Source organism: Rathayibacter rubneri (assembly GCF_023743255.1).
GTDB classification, from domain to species: domain Bacteria; phylum Actinomycetota; class Actinomycetes; order Actinomycetales; family Microbacteriaceae; genus Rathayibacter; species Rathayibacter rubneri.
The window spans coordinates 23,647-39,554 of the sequence record NZ_JAMRYM010000022.1; the positions used below are offsets into that span (position 1 = coordinate 23,647).

Consider the following 15,908-nt stretch of genomic DNA (forward strand, 5'->3'; position numbering starts at 1 on the left):
TGGTTCGGCCCCGACGACGCGGCCCGGATCCGGACCCGCCGGTCCCGCTCCTGCCCCGTCCGAAAGGCTCTCTTGACCTCGCACGCCCCGTCCGCCGCTCCGGCGCCGTCGACCACCCCGCCGCCCTCCCGCCGCTGGTGGGTCCTCGTCATCCTCGCGCTCACACAGCTCGTCGTCGTCCTCGACGGCACCATCGTCAACATCGCGCTCCCCGAGGCCCAGCGCGACCTCGGGCTCTCGGACGTGGAGCGCCAGTGGGTCGTCACCGCGTACGCACTGGCTTTCGGCGCCCTGCTGCTGCTCGGCGGCCGCATCGCCGACTACACCGGCCGCAAGCGCACCTACCTCATCGGCATGGTGGGCTTCGGCGCGGCCTCCGCGTGGGGCGGTCTCGCCTCCTCCGGCACCGAGCTGATCGCGGCCCGCGGCCTGCAGGGCGCGTTCGCCGCGCTCCTGGCACCCGCCGCCCTCGCCCTGCTCACCGTCACATTCCCGAGCGGGCGCGAGCGGAGCACCGCCTTCGCCGTCTTCGGCGCGGTCGCCGGTGCCGGTGCCGCCGTCGGCCTCGTGCTCGGAGGCCTGCTCACGGAGTTCGCCGACTGGCGCTGGTGCCTCCTGGTCAACGTGCCGTTCGTCGTCGTGGGCGTCGTCGCCGGAGCCCTGCTCGTCACCGAGAGCCGCGCCGAGGGCCGCAACCGCTTCGACATCGCGGGCACGATCGTCGTCGCCCTCGGCCTCTGCGCCGTGGTCTACGGCTTCACGCTGGCCGAGCAGGGCTGGCTCCGCGTCGACACGATCGGCTTCCTGGTCGTCGGCGTGCTGCTGCTCGTGCTCTTCGTCCGCATCCAGGCGCGCTCCGACCACCCCTCGCTGCCGCTGCGCATCGTCGCCGACCGGGTCCGCGGAGGCGCGTTCCTCATCCAGGCCATCGTCGGCAGCGTCATGATCGGCTCCACCCTCTACCTGACGCTGCACCTGCAGATCGTCCTGGGCCTCCCGCCGCTCGAGGCAGGTCTCGCGAGCCTCCCGATGACCCTGACGATCATGGTCGTCGCCGGCGTCGCGACCCGTCTGCTCCCGGTCGTCGGGCCCCGCCTGCTGATGATCGCCGGGCCGATCATCGCCGCCGTCGGACTCCTCTACCTCAGCCGCATCACGGCCGACGGCGCGTACCTCGTGCAGGTGCTGCCCGCGCTGATCGTGCTCGGCGTCGGCATGGCCATGATCTTCGTGCCCGTGCAGAACCTCGCCCTCACCGGAGTCGCCGCCCACGACGCCGGTGCCGCCGGAGCGACCGCGAACGCCGCCATGCAGATCGGCGGCTCGGTGGGCCTCTCGATCTTCACGACGATCTACGCCGGCGCCGTCGGCTCCGCGCCCTCGCCCGCCGCCTTCGTCGACGGCTACTCCGCGGTCTTCCTCACCGCGGCCATCGGACTCGTGATCGCGGCGGTCGTCGCGGCCACGATGATCCGGGTGAAGAAGGAGGAGTTCCTCGCGCAGGCTCCGCAGGAGGCCGTGGCGCACCTGGGCTAGCCGGTCGGCCGGGGTGGGTGGTGCGGGGAGTTCCTCGCGCAGACTCCGTAGGAGGTAGTGGCGCACCTGGGTCGGGCCGGTCGGCCGGGGTGGTGGTGCGGGGAGTTCCTCGCGCAGACTCCGCAGGAGGCCGTGGCGCACCTCGGCTAGGGTGCTGCAATGCTCCCTCTGACCGAGGACGCGGTGCGCGCCTCCTTCGTGAACGCCTCGCGCAAGGAGGTCGCGGACCTCTCGCTGCCGGTCCGCTTCGACTCCCTCGACTGGGACTCGATCGATCTGCTCGGCTGGCGCGACAAGAAGATCGGGCGCCGCGCGTACGCGGTCGTGCCGCTGGACGGCCGCGTCGTCGGCGTCCTGCTCAAGCAGGCCGACGCGCTGCCCCGCTCGCGGGCGCAGTGCTCGTGGTGCCGCGACACCCGTCTGCCGAACGACGTCGTCTTCTTCGGCGCCCGGAAGGCCGGCGCCGCGGGGCGGGCGGGCGACGCGCTCGGCACGCTCGTCTGCTCCGACTTCCAGTGCTCGGCGAACGTCCGGGCGCGTCCGCCGATCGCCTACGTCGGCTTCGACGTCGAGGCCGCGAGGGCCGAGCGGATCGAGACGCTGCGGGCGAGGTCCGCGGGCTTCGTGCACGAGGTGCTCGCGACGGAGTAGCAGGCCTCAGGCCTCAGCGCTCACGGCTCCGCGCCGTGTCGACGCCCGCACGTGCATCCGCTCGCCCTGGCGCCCGAACAGCGACAGGAACTCGACCGGCTTCTCGTCGGCGCGGCCGAACCAGTGCGGCACGCGGGTGTCGAACTCGGCGGCCTCGCCCGGGGGCAGCACCAGGTCGTGCTCGCCGAGCCGCAGCCGGAGCCGCCCGCTCAGCACGTAGAGCCATTCGAACCCCTCGTGCGTGCGCTGGTCGAGGTCGTCGACCGGCAGCAGCATCGGCCCGCCCGGGATCGTGTGCTTGAAGGCCTGGAGCCCGCCCGCGTCGCGACTGAGCGGCTGGATGATCATGCCGTGCCGCCGCATCGGCCGCCCGTGCACGCGGGGATCCTCGGCTGCCGCTCCCACCAGCTCGTCGAGCGGGGCGCCGAGGGCGCGCGCGATCGGCAGCAGCAGCTCGAGCGTCGCGCGCCGGCCACCGCTCTCGAGGCGCGAGAGCGTGCTCGACGAGATGCCCGTCTCGGCCGACAGGGACGCGAGGGTGCGGTCGCGCCGCACGCGGAGCCGACGCAGGCGTGGGCCGACGGCGGCCAGCACCTCCTCGTCGGACGGCGGGGTGCTCTCGCTCGGATCGGTCATGCGACAGATCCTGGCAGAGACGTCCGCCGGTCTTGCCGGAACGGCACGGATCCCGGCCTCGGAGCCGAGGAGGGCGCACTCTCGGAGCATGACGCACACCGACGCCCCCTCCGCCCGCCACCGCCCCGCCGACGTCCTGATCATCGGCGCCTCCTTCGCGGGCCTCGCCGCCGCGACCGCCCTGGGCCGCAGCCTGCGCGACGTCCTCGTCGTCGACGGCGGCCCTCCCCGCAACTCGCCCTCGCCCGGGGCGCACAACGTCCTCACCCGTGACGGCACGTCGCCCCTCGAGATCGCCCGGCTCGCCCGCGCGGAAGCCGAAGGCTACGGCGCCCGCGTCGTCACCGGCGAGGTCGTCAGCGCCTCGAGCACCGACGACGGCGTCTCGGCGATCCTCGCCGACGGCACCGTGCTGCACGCCCGGCGGCTCCTGCTCGCGAGCGGAGTCGCCGACCGGCTCCCGGACATCCCGGGCCTCGCCCCGCGCTGGGGCCGCGACGTGCTGCACTGCCCGTACTGCCACGGCTTCGAGGTGCGCGGCCGGAGGATCGCGGTGCTGGGCAGCTCCTTCGCCCCGCACCAGGCGCAGATGTTCCGCCAGCTCAGCCCGCACGTCTCGATCCTGCTGAACGGCAAGGAGGCGCCCGCGGGGGAGGAGGCGCTCCGTCTCGCGGCCCGCGGCATCGACCTCGTCGCGGGCGCGGTCCAGGAGCTCCGGATCGAGGACGACCGTCTCGTCGGCGCCGTGGTCGACGGACGCCTCCTGCCGCTCGACGCCGTCGTCGTCGCTCCGGACGTCGCCGGCCGCCTGCCGTCCGATCTCGGCCTCGAGCTCGTCGACCACCCCTCGGGCGTCGCGCGCCACCTCGCGGCCGACCCGATGGGCCGCACCGGAGTCGCCCGCGTCTTCGCCGCCGGCTCGCTCGTCGAGCCGATGTCGCAGGTGATGGCGGCGGCCGCCGACGGCCTGCGGGTCGGCGCCGCGATCAACCACGACCTGATCGAGGAGGAGATCGCCCGGGCGCTGCGCGAGCACGCCGCCTAGCGCCGCCGGTACTCCAGCTCCGGCCGCCCCGGCGAGCCGTAGCGGGGAGCGCGCTCCGCGACTCCGGTGTCGGCGAGGTGCTCGAGGTAGCGGCGCGCCGTGACCCGCGAGACGTCGAGCCGGGTCGCCAGCTCGGCCGCCGAGAGGCCGATCTCGCCGAGCAGGGCGGTGACCGACTCGAGGGTCTGGGCCGAGAGGCCCTTGGCCAGGCCCGGCGCGTTCGAGGTCCGCAGCGCCGCGAACGCGCCGTCGACCTCGTGCTGGCTGGCGACGGCCGAGCCGTGCAGCTGCCCGCGGTAGGAGCGGTAGCTGGCGAGCTTCGCGGCGAACGTGCTGAAGACGAACGGCTTGATCAGGTACTGCACGATGCCGGCGGCGACGGAGGCGCGCACCACGGCCGCGTCGCGCACGGCCGTGATCGCGATCACGTCGACGTCGAGCCCGGCCGCGCGGACGGCGCGGCAGAGGTCGAGACCGCCCATGTCGGGCAGGTTCATGTCGAGCAGGATCAGCGCGATGCCGGAGTCGGCCCGCAGCGCGCGGATCGCCTCGGCCCCGGTGCCGGCGACCGCCGCCACCTCGAAGCCCTCGACCCGGCGGACGTAGTCGGCGTGCGCGCTCGCGGTGAGCGGCTCGTCCTCGACGACGAGCACCCGGATCGGGTCGGTGCCGGTCACCGTGCCGCCTCCGCCACGCGCGCGGGCAGCGGCAGCTGCACCGTGAAGACGGCTCCGACGTGCCGCGACACCTCGATCGTGCCGCCGAGGCGCTGCACGACCTGCTGCACGAGGGCGAGCCCGATGCCGCGCCCGAACTCGTCCGGCTCCTTCGTCGAGTAGCCGCGCGCGAACACGTCCGCCGTCTCCTCGACACCGGGACCGCTGTCGGACACCTGGATCACGAGCTCCTGCTCCCCGCCCGAGCCTTCGGCGTGCCCCAGGTACACCTCGACCCACGGCGGGGCGGCGGCGTCGGGAGCCGCGGCCGCGTCGAGCGCGTTGTCGATCAGGTTGCCCAGCAGCGTCACGAGGTCGCCCGGCTCGAAGCCCTGCGTGCCCGGCTCGAGGTGGGTCTCGAGGTGCAGCTCGACGCCGCGCTCGCGCGCCTGCGCCGTCTTGCCGAGCAGGAGCGCCGCGATGACCGGCTCCTGCACCGAGGTGATCAGGCGGTCGGCGAGGCGCTGGCTGAGGGTGAGCTCGCCGGCCGCGAACGACAGGGCCTGCTCCGGGCGGCCCAGCTCGATGAGCGACGCGATGGTGTGCAGGCGGTTCGAGAACTCGTGGGTCTGCGAGCGCAGTGCGTCCGAGAGGGTGCGCATCGACTCCAGTTCGCCGGTCATCCGCTGCAGCTCGGTGCGGTCGCGGAGGGTCGTCACGGTTCCCAGCGGCCGCGCGCCGGGGGAGGCGGCCGGCTGCTCCGTGACCACGAGGATCCGCTCGCGCGCGACGACGAGGCGGTCGGTGACCGGCTCGTCCGAGCGCAGCAGCTCGCGCAGCGCCTCCGGGATGTCGAGGTCGGCGATCGGCACGGGGGTGCGGACGCCCTCCAGGCCCAGCAGCTCGAGCGCGTGGTCGTTGGCGAGCACCAGGCGCCCGCGGTCGTCGACCAGCAGCAGGCCCTCCCGCACCGAGTGCAGCACCGACTCGTAGTAGGCGAAGACCTGGCTCATCTGCTCCGGTCCGCGGCCCCCCGTGACGCGCCGGAGGTAGCGGGCCAGGAGCCAGGAGCCGAGCCCGCCCAGCAGGACCGCACCGAGTGCGCCCCACGCCACGACCTGCACGCGGTTGCCGAACGAGGCGTCCACGGCCTGCAGCGTGACTCCCGCCGAGACCAGCGCCACCACCTCGCCGCCGCCGTCGAGGATCGGCGCGACCGCGCGCACGGACGGCCCGAGCGTGCCGGTGTAGGTCTCGGTGAAGGTGCGGCCCTCGAGCGCGGGGGAGATGGTGCCGATGAACGGCTGCCCGATCCGCTCGCGGTCGCGGTGCGTGTAGCGGGTGCGGTCGGGGTTCATGATCGTGAGGAAGTCGACGCCCGTGTCGGCCATGATCGCCTCGGCGTACGGCTGGAGCGAGCGCGACGGATCCGGCTCCTGCGTCGCGTCGACGACGAACGGGTTGTCGGCGACGGTGCGCGCCACCACGAGGCTGCGCTCAGCGGCGTCCGCTCCGGCACGACCGCGCGCGTCGACGGCGAGGACCGCGACCGCGGCCGCGGCGATCAGCAGGATGCACAGCAGCTGCACCGCGAAGAGCCGGGCGGCGATGCTGCCGCGGGGTCCGCGGTCGCTGCGCAGGCGCGGAGCGCGCTCTCGGGGCATCGCGACCTCCTCGTCACGTCTCGCGGCGTCCGGACCGATCCGCGTGGTCGCGTCGATCCGCGTGAACAGTATGAACGCAACCGCGGCCCCGGACTCCGGCGGGGCCACCATCGGAACGTCCCGGAGCGCTCACCGCACCGGCCCCCCACCTCACGGACACCGCACGACCCTCCCCTCGACGAAGAGACAGGACACGCTCATGGCGAAGACGCCCGGACGCCCCTCCGACCGGCCCGGCACCGACCGGCCCGGCACCGACAGGCTCAGCCCCTCGGTCGCCCCTCCGAAGACCCGCAGGCGGATCGACCGCAACCACTGGCTGTACATCGCCGTGATCATCGCGGTCGTCGCCGGCATCATCGTCGGCCTCGTCGCCCCCACGTTCGCCGCGACGCTCGAGCCCGTCGGCAAGGCCTTCGTCGGCCTGATCAAGATGATGATCGCGCCGATCATCTTCTGCACGATCGTGATCGGCATCGGCTCGATCGCCAAGGCCGCCACGGTCGGCAAGGTCGGCGGACTGGCGCTGGGCTACTTCATCGTGATGTCGACCTTCGCGCTGGCCATCGGCCTGGTCGTCGGCAACATCCTGCACCCGGGCGAGGGGCTCGACATCTCGGGCGCCACCTACGACACGACCGACCTGAAGGCCGAGACCACGTCGGAGTTCGTCCTCGGCATCATCCCCGTCTCGCTCTTCTCGTCGCTGGTCGACGGCAGCATCCTGCAGACCCTCTTCGTCGCCCTCCTCGTCGGCTTCGCGCTGCAGAAGATGGGAGCGAAGGGCCAGCCGATCCTCGGAGCGATCAAGCAGCTCCAGGTGCTCGTGTTCCGCATCCTCTCGATGGTGCTCTGGGTCGCCCCCATCGGCGCCTTCGGGGCGATCGCCGCGGTCGTCGGCAAGACCGGCTGGGGAGCGGTCGTCGCCCTCGCCACCCTGATGATCGGCTTCTACGTCACCTGCGCGATCTTCGTGATCGTGATCCTGGGCCTGCTGCTGCGCCTGGTCACCGGCGTCAACATCTTCTCGCTGATGAAGTACCTCGGCCGCGAGTACCTCCTGATCGTCGGCACCTCCTCCTCCGAGGCCGCCCTGCCCCGCCTGATCGCCAAGATGGAGCACCTCGGAGTCTCCAAGCCCGTCGTCGGCATCACGGTCCCGACCGGCTACTCCTTCAACCTCGACGGCACCGCGATCTACCTGACCATGGCGTCGCTCTTCATCGCCTCGGCCACCGGCTCGCCCATGTCGATCTCGGAGCAGATCGGGCTCCTCCTCTTCATGATGATCGCGTCGAAGGGAGCGGCGGGCGTCACCGGCGCCGGCCTCGCCACCCTCGCCGGCGGCCTGCAGTCCTTCCGCCCCGACCTGGTCGACGGCGTCGGAGTCATCGTCGGCATCGACCGGTTCATGTCGGAGGCCCGCGCGGTCACCAACTTCACCGGCAACGCGGTCGCCACCCTGCTCGTCGGCACCTGGACCAAGCAGGTCGACACCACGCAGGTCCGCGAGGTCCTCGCCGGCCGCGCGCCGTTCGACGAGGCCACCCTCGGCGCCGACGACCACGACGCCCCGGCCGCCTCCGGCACCTCGATCACCGAGGGCATCGCGTCGATCGACGCCTCGGAGCGCGCCCAGCTCGCCGGCAAGCGCTAGGCACCGCCCGCCCCACGACGACCGCCCCGCTCGAGGAACCGACCCCCTGGGTTCCTGGAGCGGGGCGGTTGCGCGTCCGGTCAGCGGCTCGGCGGTGGTGGATCTCGATACGCCCGCTTCGCGGGCTACTCGATCAGCGGGACCGAGTCCGCTGCGCGGGCTGGTCGATCAGCGGGACCGGGTCCGCTTCACGGGCTACTCGATCAGCAGGACCGGGTCCGCGGCGCGGGCTCCGCGATCACCGGGGGGAACGTCAGTGCGCGCGCCGCCCCACGCCGAGCAGCGGCAGCGTCACCGTGCAGAGCGGGCCGATCAGCACCGCGAAGGCGAGGGTGCCGAACCCCACGTTCCCGCCCAGCGCCCAGCCGATCAGCAGCACCGTCGCCTCGACTCCCGAGCGGCCCACCCAGATCGGCAGCCCCGTTCGGCGATGCAGCCCCGTCATGAGCCCGTCGCGCGGACCGGGGCCGAGGTGCGCGCCGATGTAGATCCCGCTGGCGACCGCGAGCAGCACGAGTCCGGCGGTGAAGAGCAGGATCTGCCCCCACAGCGTCGCGGGCGTCGGGATGAGCCACATCCCGAGCTCGATGGCCGGGCCCACGGTCAGCACGTTCAGCACCGTGCCCAGCCCGGGACGCTGCCGCAGCGGGATCCACAGCAGCAGCACCAGCAGGCCGATCACGTTGGTGAGCAGTCCGATTCCCAGTCCGGTCTGGCGCGAGAGGCCCTGCGCGAAGACGGTCCACGGATCCACGCCGAGCGACGCCCGGATCATCATCGCGTCGGCGATCCCGTAGAGGAGGAGCCCCGAGAGGAGGCGCGGGACCGCGCGGACACGCCACTGGCTCAGTGGCGCGGGAGCATCGAGGGACGCGGGAGCGGAGAGGGCGGCGGAGACGGGCGGTACGGTCACGGTGGCCATCCCACCGCAGCATTGGCCTTCCGCGCGCGGTCCAATCCGGCTACCTTGGACGCATGGCTGATGTCCACTTCGGCGTGCGCGCCCTGCAGACCCTCCTCGGCGACTGGCGGGAGCAGCGCGGCACGCGCCCCGCGTATCTGGCCCTCGCCGACCGCATCCGCCTGCTCGGCATCGACGGCCGGATCCCGACCGACAGCCGCCTCCCCGCCGAGCGCGAGCTCTCGGCCCGCCTGGGCGTGAGCCGCACCACGGTCGCGGCCGCCTACCGCGAGCTGCGCGAGAGCGGCTACCTGGTGAGCGTGCGCGGCTCCGGCAGCGTGACCCGCCTCCCCGGAGCGGCGGTCCACGCGGTGCCGACTCTCGCACCCGACTTCCTCGACTTCACGAAGGCGGCGCTGCCGGCGGTCCCCGAGCTCGGCGAGGCCTACGCCCGTGCCGCCCGTCTCGTGCCCGAGCACTTCGACGAGGGCTCCTACGACACCGTGGGGCTGCCGTCGCTGCGCCGCGCGATCGCCGAGCGCTACACGAAGCGGGGCCTGCGGACGGAGCCCGGCCAGATCATGGTGACCATCGGGGCGCAGCACGCGATCGCCCTGGTCGCGCGCACGCTCCTCTCGCGGGGCGACCGCGCGCTGATCGAGGCGCCGACCTACCCGCACGCGTACGAGGCGCTCCGGCTCGCCGGCGCCCGGCTGGTCCCGGTCAACGTCGACGGCGCCGACGGCTGGGACGACGAGGGGCTGATCGCCGCGCTGCGCGGCACCAGCCCGACGCTCGCCTACCTCATGCCCGACTTCCACAACCCGACCGGCCGGTCCATGGCTCCGGAGCTGCGCGAGCGCGCGATCGCCGCCGCCGCTCGGCAGGGCACGGTGATCATCGCCGACGAGACGACCGCCGAGCTCGACATCGACCGCCGCATGTCGCCGCTGCCGTTCGCCGCGTACGGGCCGGAGGGCACGGTGATCTCGATCGGCTCCGTCGGCAAGACGCTGTGGGGCGGCATCCGCATCGGCTGGATCCGCGCCGACCGCGGCACCATCCGCAAGCTCGTCGCGGCCCGCTCGGCCGGGGATCTCGGCAGCCCGATCCTCGAGCAGCTGCTCGTCACCGACATGCTCGGGCGGATGGAGGGCGTGCTGGAGCTGCGCCGCGCCCAGCTGCGCGCCGGGCGCGACCACCTCGAGGCGGCGCTCGCGCGGGCGATCCCGGAGTGGAGCGTGCCGCGCGTCTCGGGCGGGCTCTCGACCTGGGTCGGTCTCGGCCGCCCCGCGAGCTCGCAGCTGGCCCTCGCCGCCCGCACCTCGGGGCTGCTCATCACGGCGGGCCCGAGGTTCGGGATCGACGGAGCGTTCGAGCGGTTCCTCCGCATCCCCATCGGCTACTCGCCCGAGACGACGGACCGAGCGGTGCAGGCCCTCGCCGAGGCGTGGGCGCAGGTGGCGCGGCACCCGGTGGCCGACACGGGCTACCTCGCCGACGTCGTGTGAGCACGCGGCTGTCGTGCGAGGGCGCCGCGCCGTGGGGAGCGCTCCCACCGGCTGGGAGCACACCTGCATCATCCTGAGGAACGACGAACACTCAGTCGGCTGATGGAACACTCGAGGGGTGCATCTCCTCGCGGTCCTCAGCATGAAGAACCGGGCGCTCATCGCCCTCGTCACCGTCGTCGTCGCCGTGTTCGGAGGCGTCGCGCTCACCGGTTTGAAGCAGGAGCTGGCGCCCTCGATCTCGTTCCCGCAGCTCGCGGTCGTGTCCAGCTACCCGGGCGCCGCGCCGGAGGTGGTCAACGACGACGTCTCGACGCCGATCGAGACCGCGATCCAGGGGGTGCCGGGGCTGGAGACCACCAGCGCGACCTCCTCGACGAACTCGTCGCTCATCTCGGCCTCCTTCACCTACGGCACCGACCTGGCGACCGCCGAGCAGAAGATCCTGCAGGCGATCAACCGCATCAGGAGCACCCTGCCCGAGGGCGTGGATCCGCAGGTCGTCACCGGGTCGTTCGACGATCTGCCGGTGCTGCAGCTCGCCGTCTCGAGCGACGGCGATGCGAAGGCGCTCGCGAGCCGCCTGCGCGAGAGCGTGATCCCCGACCTCGAGAAGGTCGACGGCGTCCGCGAGGTCGCACTGGTGGGCGAGAGCGCGCAGCGCGTGACGATCACTCCCGACGACGCGCAGCTCGCCGCCGCCGGAGCGACCGCGAACGACATCCGCACCGCCCTGCAGCAGAACGGCGTTCTCGTGGCGGGCGGCGAGATCACCCAGGACGGCTCGACGTTCTCGGTGCAGTCGGGTCAGAAGCTCGGCTCGACCGACGACATCGCGTCGCTGCCGCTGCTGCCGTCGTCGGGCGCCTCCATCGGAGGAGCCCCCGGAGCCGGAGCGGTGCCCGGCGCCGCGCCCGCCGTCCCCGCCGCCCTCCCGACCATCGGCTCCGTCGCCACCGTCGCCGTGACGGACGCCCCCGTCACCTCGATCTCGCGCGTCAACGGCCAGCCGGCGCTCACCCTCTCGATCACGAAGCTGCCGGCCGCCAACACGGTCGACGTCTCGACCGGGGTCACGGCGCTGCTGCCGGAGCTCGAGGACTCCCTCGGCGACGGCGCGACCTTCACCTCGGTCTTCGACCAGGCCCCCTACATCCAGGAGTCGATCGCGGCGCTCGCGCAGGAGGGCGCCCTGGGCCTCGTCTTCGCCGTGCTCGTGATCCTCGTGTTCCTGCTGTCGGTCCGCTCGACGCTCGTCACCGCGATCTCGATCCCGACCTCGGTCCTGATCACCTTCATCGGCCTGCAGACCGCCGGCTACACCCTGAACATCCTCACCCTGGGCGCGCTGACCATCGCGATCGGCCGCGTCGTCGACGACTCCATCGTCGTGATCGAGAACATCAAGCGGCACCTCGACGCGGGGGAGGAGCGGGCGGGCACCATCGTCCGCGCCGTCCGAGAGGTCTCCGGAGCGATCACCGCCTCGACCATCACGACCGTCGCGGTGTTCCTGCCGATCTCGTTCGTCGGCGGCACCACCGGTGAGCTGTTCCGCCCGTTCGCGCTGACCGTGACGATCGCGCTGCTCGCGTCGCTGCTCGTGGCGCTCACGATCGTGCCGGTGCTCGCGTACTGGTTCCTCCGGCCCTCGAAGCGGCCGGGCGTGCGCGACGCCGCGCGGGCCGCACTCGACGAGGAGCGGACGGCGTCCGGCGAGACGCCGGTCGCGCCGGTCGCGGCCCCGCAGCAGGCGCAGCCCCACGGCCACCACGCCGCCCACGCCGCGCCGCGCAGGGCCTCGGCCCTGCAGCGCGTCTACGGCCCGATCATCGCCTGGACGCTCAAGCACTCCGTCGTCACGGTCCTGCTCTCCCTGCTCGTGCTGGTCGGCACCGGAGCGCTCTACCCGCTGATGAAGACCAACTTCCTCGGGGCGAGGGGTCAGGACACCTTCACGGTGACCCAGACGGTGCCGGTGGGCCAGAGCCTCGAGGCGCAGGACGTCACCGCGCAGGCCTCGAGCACGGCGATCCTCGACGTCGAGGGCGTCGAGACCGTGCAGCTCTCGATCGGGTCCTCCGGCGGCGGCCTGCAGAGCGCGTTCGGCGGCGGAGGCGGCGACTCCATCAGCTACTCCGTCACCACCGACGACTCCGCCGACCAGGAGGTCGTGCAGTCCGAGGTCCGCGACGCGCTGGGCGCGATCGCCGACCCCGAGGACATCAGCGTCTCGGCCTCCTCCGGCTTCGGCGCCTCCTCGGACATCGAGGTCGACCTGACGACCGCGTCGCAGTCCGACCTGCAGAGCGCGAACGACGCGCTGCTCGAGGCGCTGCGCGGAGCCGACGGCATCAGCCAGGCCGAGTCGAACCTCTCCTCCTCCCTGCCGTACGTCGCGGTGCGGGTCGACCGCGCCGCCGCGGCGCAGGCGGGGCTCAGCGAGGTCGCGATCGGCACCCTCGTCAGCCAGGCGCTGCAGCCCTCGCAGGCGGGCTCGGTCGTCATCGAGGACCGCACGCTCTCGATCTACCTGGCCGACGCGCAGCCGCCGGCGACGATCGACGAGCTCTCGGCGCTCGAGGTCCCCACGCTCGCCGGGCCGGTCGCCCTCTCGACCCTGGCGACCGTCGAGCAGACGAACGGACCGGCGAGCATCACCACCGAGCGCGGTCAGCGCACGGCCACGATCACCGTGACCCCCCAGGGCGACGACCTGGCCTCGGCCAACGTCGCGGTGCAGAGCGCGATCGACGGCACCGACCTGCCCGCCGGGGTCTCGGCCGAGCTGGGCGGCGTCACCGCCGACCAGACCGAGGCCTTCTCGCAGCTGGGCATCGCGCTGCTGGTCGCGATCCTGATCGTCTACGTGGTGATGGTGGCGACGTTCCGCTCGCTGCTCCAGCCGCTGCTCCTGCTCGTGTCGGTGCCGTTCGCGGCGACCGGGGCGATCCTGCTCCAGGTGGTCACGGGCGTCCCGCTGGGCGTCCCCTCGCTCATCGGCGTGCTGATGCTGATCGGCATCGTGGTGACGAACGCGATCGTGCTCGTCGATCTCGTGAACCAGTACCGCGAGCGGGGCATGCCGGTGCGCGAGGCTCTGCTGCACGGCACCGAGCGGCGCCTGCGCCCGATCCTGATGACCGCGCTCGCGACGATCTTCGCGCTGCTCCCGATGGCCCTCGGCATCACCGGGCACGGCGGCTTCATCTCGCAGCCGCTGGCGATCGTCGTGATCGGCGGACTCGTCTCGTCCACGGTGCTGACCCTGGTCGTGCTGCCGGTCATCTACAACCTGGTCGAGGGGTATCGTGAGCGGCGGCGTGCCGCTCGCGCCGGGAAGGCGTCGGCATGACGGACGAGAAGGACATCACTCCTCCCGACGAGGCCCTGACCATCGGGTCGCGCTGGCGCAGCGGCCCTGAGCGGGCCGAGGCGGCGCTCGCCGAGGTCGGGCCCGAGACCTTCGTCTCGCGCGGCTACCGGCCGGGGACGATCCGCCACATCGTGCTCTTCCGCTTCCGCCCCACCGCGCTCGTCTCGGAGGTGGACGCCGTCACCGCGCGCTTCCTCTCGCTCGCCGACGAGTGCGTGCGCGACGGGGAGCCGTACATCGTCTCGATCGAGACCGGGCCGCAGATCAGCACCGAGGGCGCGGGCGAGGGCTTCGACCGCGCGTTCCTGCTGACCTTCGCGTCGGAGGGCGATCTCAACTACTACCTCGGCCGCCCGGCGGTCGACGGCGAGGGCCTGTTCGACCCGGCGCACGACGCCTTCAAGGGCTTCGTCGGACCGGTGCTCGACACGGCGGGCGTCGTGGCGTTCGACTTCCGACCCGAGCCGTTCGACGCCGGAGCGCTCGCGGGCTGATGGCGACCCCGGAGTTCATCCTGCGGCTGCGCGGGCACGTCGGCACGGAGCTGCTCTGGCTCACCGGCGTCACCGCGGTGATCCTCCGCGGCGGTCTCGACGCGCGCGAGCCGGTGCGCCGGGTGCTGCTCGTGCGCCGCTCCGACACCGGGGCGTGGACCGCGGTGACCGGCGTCATCGACCCGGGCGAGACGGTCGCCGGCACGGCCCGGCGCGAGGCCCTGGAGGAGGCGGGTGTCGAGATCGAGGTCGAGCGCCTCGTGCAGGTGCACACCCTGCCCCCGATGACCTACCCGAACGGCGACCGCGCGCAGTACCTCGACCACGTCGTGCGGGCGCGCTGGGTGTCGGGCGAGGCGCACGTGGCCGACGAGGAGTCGAGCGAGGTCGGCTGGTTCGCGCTCGACGCGCTGCCGCCGATGTCCGACGAGCACCGCGCGCGCATCGAGCGGGCGCTGTCGGACGACCCGGCCTGCTCGTTCGACTGAGCGGTCCGCTCACCACCGCCCGCTCAGCACTCAGACGTGCTCCGAGACGAGCACGGCCGTGGTCCCCGCCTCGAGCGCGTCGAACACGTGGGGCTCGTCGCCGGGGTAGGCGAGGTAGTCGCCCACGTGCAGCTCGACCGGGGCGTCCGACGGGCCCGCGAGTGCGCGACCGGCGGTGATCACGAGGTGCTCGAGGGTGCCGCGCGCGTGCGGAGCGGAGTCGCGCGCGGCGCCGGGCTCGGCCGCGAGGACGTAGAGGTCGCGGCGCGCCCCGGGCGGGCAGGCGCTCAGGAGGGTCGCCGCGTAGTCCGCGGTGGCGGACGCGACCCGGGGTCCGTCGCCCGCGCGGATCAGCTGCACGGTGCGGCGCGGCGGCTCGACGAGGTGCGAGAAGGGCACGCCCAGCGCACCGCCGAGTGCCCACAGCGTCTCGAGGTTCGGGTTCCCCTCGCCGGCCTCGAGCTGCGAGAGGGTCGACTTCGCGATGCCGGCCCGGCGCGCGATCTCGGAGATGCTCAGCCCGAGCCTCGCGCGCTCGCGCCGCAGGGAGGAGGCGACGAGGTCGCGGGGGGTGGGGCCGTCGGTCATGTTCGTCCTATCGCTCGGCCGTTCGACTTGACGAACGATGCAGGGGCCGTCACACTGGCCCGCATGACCAGTATGCCGTCCCCTCGTTCGATCCTCCGAACGGTCGGGGCAGCCGATGGGCGCTCGCTCGGCCTCATCGGCGTCTCGGTCGCCGTCATCGGAGTGTCGTACGGCCTGGGTGCCACGGGTGCCGGATTCCCGCTCTGGCAGATCCTGCTGCTCGCGGTCTCGGTCTTCGGGGCGTCGGCCGAGATCCTCTTCGTCGGCGTCGTCGCCGCGGGAGGCGCCCCCCTGGCCGCCGCTCTCGCCGCACTCCTGGTGAACGCCCGAGCGCTGCCCTACGGGATGGCGGCCGGCGGGATCGTCCGCCGCGGCGGGCGGCGACTCCTCGCGGCGCACCTCGCGAACGACGAGACGATCGCCTTCGCGCTCTCGGGCCGCACTCCCGAGCGCCGCCGAGTGCTGTTCTGGGCGGCCGGCGCGGTCGTGCTGGCGGCCTGGCCGCTGGGGGCGCTCGTCGGGGCGCTGCTCGGCGCCGTGGTGGCGGATCCGTCCGTCCTCGGTCTGGATGCGGTGTTCCCCGCGGTGCTGCTGGCGCTCGCGCTGCCGGGGCTGCGGGGTGCGCCGACGCTCGCCGCCGCGCTGCTCGGGGGAGCGGTGGCGCTCGCCGCGGTGCCAGTGGTGCCGCTGGGGCTTGCTCCGGTG

Annotated in this window: 14 protein-coding genes; 9 read left to right on the forward strand and 5 right to left on the reverse strand. The window is 73.2% G+C overall.

The genetic code is table 11. From position 1 onward, the window contains the following. Positions 1-72: 72 nt before the first annotated feature. Both NB037_RS07535 and NB037_RS07540 read left to right on the forward strand, forming a co-directional pair. Positions 73-1,536, forward strand: coding sequence for an MFS transporter (locus NB037_RS07535; protein WP_251944741.1), 1,464 nt, complete (start codon positions 73-75; stop codon positions 1,534-1,536). 159 nt (positions 1,537-1,695) lie between these two features. Beyond that, complete coding sequence (locus tag NB037_RS07540) at positions 1,696-2,187, forward strand: FBP domain-containing protein (RefSeq protein ID WP_251944742.1); 492 nt, start codon at positions 1,696-1,698, stop codon at positions 2,185-2,187. Positions 2,188-2,193: 6 nt separating this feature from the next. On the opposite strand, the gene NB037_RS07545 is transcribed toward NB037_RS07540, so the two are convergent. After that, positions 2,194-2,823, reverse strand: coding sequence for a helix-turn-helix domain-containing protein (locus tag NB037_RS07545; protein ID WP_251944743.1), 630 nt, complete (start codon positions 2,821-2,823; stop codon positions 2,194-2,196). 88 nt (positions 2,824-2,911) lie between these two features. Between NB037_RS07545 and NB037_RS07550 the strand changes: the two genes are divergently transcribed. Continuing rightward, positions 2,912-3,868, forward strand: coding sequence for an NAD(P)/FAD-dependent oxidoreductase (locus NB037_RS07550; RefSeq protein WP_251944745.1), 957 nt, complete (start codon positions 2,912-2,914; stop codon positions 3,866-3,868). Here NB037_RS07550 and NB037_RS07555 read toward each other — a convergent pair. Both NB037_RS07555 and NB037_RS07560 read right to left on the reverse strand, forming a co-directional pair. Beyond that, positions 3,865-4,545, reverse strand: a complete 681-nt coding sequence (locus NB037_RS07555; RefSeq protein ID WP_251944747.1) for a response regulator — start codon at positions 4,543-4,545, stop codon at positions 3,865-3,867. The two genes, NB037_RS07550 and NB037_RS07555, sit on opposite strands and share 4 nt — an antisense overlap. After that, positions 4,542-6,188 (reverse strand): sensor histidine kinase, encoded by a 1,647-nt coding sequence (locus NB037_RS07560; protein WP_251944749.1) that lies wholly within the window; start codon positions 6,186-6,188, stop codon positions 4,542-4,544. Before NB037_RS07560 ends, NB037_RS07555 begins: the two co-directional genes overlap by 4 nt. A gap of 199 nt (positions 6,189-6,387) precedes the next feature. Here NB037_RS07560 and NB037_RS07565 point away from each other — a divergent pair, with 199 nt between their 5' ends. Beyond that, positions 6,388-7,845 carry a cation:dicarboxylate symporter family transporter gene (locus tag NB037_RS07565; RefSeq protein ID WP_251944751.1) on the forward strand — a complete coding sequence of 486 codons (1,458 nt, stop codon included), beginning with the start codon at positions 6,388-6,390 and terminating at the stop codon, positions 7,843-7,845. Positions 7,846-8,098: 253 nt separating this feature from the next. Here the strand turns inward: NB037_RS07565 and yczE are convergent, their stop codons facing one another. Next, positions 8,099-8,695, reverse strand: coding sequence for a membrane protein YczE (yczE, locus tag NB037_RS07570; protein ID WP_443722661.1), 597 nt, complete (start codon positions 8,693-8,695; stop codon positions 8,099-8,101). A 125-nt stretch (positions 8,696-8,820) separates the two neighbouring features. On the opposite strand from yczE, the gene yczR reads away from it, so the two are divergent. The 4 genes from yczR (at position 8,821) to NB037_RS07590 (ending at position 14,615) form a co-directional block, all read left to right on the forward strand. Next, positions 8,821-10,257 (forward strand): MocR-like transcription factor YczR, encoded by a 1,437-nt coding sequence (gene yczR / locus NB037_RS07575; RefSeq protein ID WP_251944753.1) that lies wholly within the window; start codon positions 8,821-8,823, stop codon positions 10,255-10,257. Positions 10,258-10,375: 118 nt separating this feature from the next. Then, entirely contained in the window at positions 10,376-13,612 is a 3,237-nt protein-coding gene (locus tag NB037_RS07580; RefSeq protein WP_251944755.1) for an efflux RND transporter permease subunit, read from the forward strand. Beyond that, a complete protein-coding gene (locus tag NB037_RS07585; RefSeq protein ID WP_251944758.1) occupies positions 13,609-14,127 on the forward strand; it encodes a Dabb family protein in 519 nt (172 codons plus the stop codon). The genes NB037_RS07580 and NB037_RS07585 overlap by 4 nt, the downstream gene beginning before the upstream one ends. Then, positions 14,127-14,615, forward strand: coding sequence for an NUDIX hydrolase (locus NB037_RS07590; RefSeq protein WP_251944760.1), 489 nt, complete (start codon positions 14,127-14,129; stop codon positions 14,613-14,615). Before NB037_RS07585 ends, NB037_RS07590 begins: the two co-directional genes overlap by 1 nt. A gap of 30 nt (positions 14,616-14,645) precedes the next feature. Here NB037_RS07590 and NB037_RS07595 read toward each other — a convergent pair whose 3' ends face one another. Then, entirely contained in the window at positions 14,646-15,203 is a 558-nt protein-coding gene (locus tag NB037_RS07595) for a helix-turn-helix domain-containing protein (protein WP_251944762.1), read from the reverse strand. A gap of 63 nt (positions 15,204-15,266) precedes the next feature. Between NB037_RS07595 and NB037_RS07600 the strand changes: the two genes are divergently transcribed. Then, a partial coding sequence (locus tag NB037_RS07600; RefSeq protein WP_251944764.1) for an AzlC family ABC transporter permease occupies positions 15,267-15,908 on the forward strand: 642 nt, incomplete at its 3' end.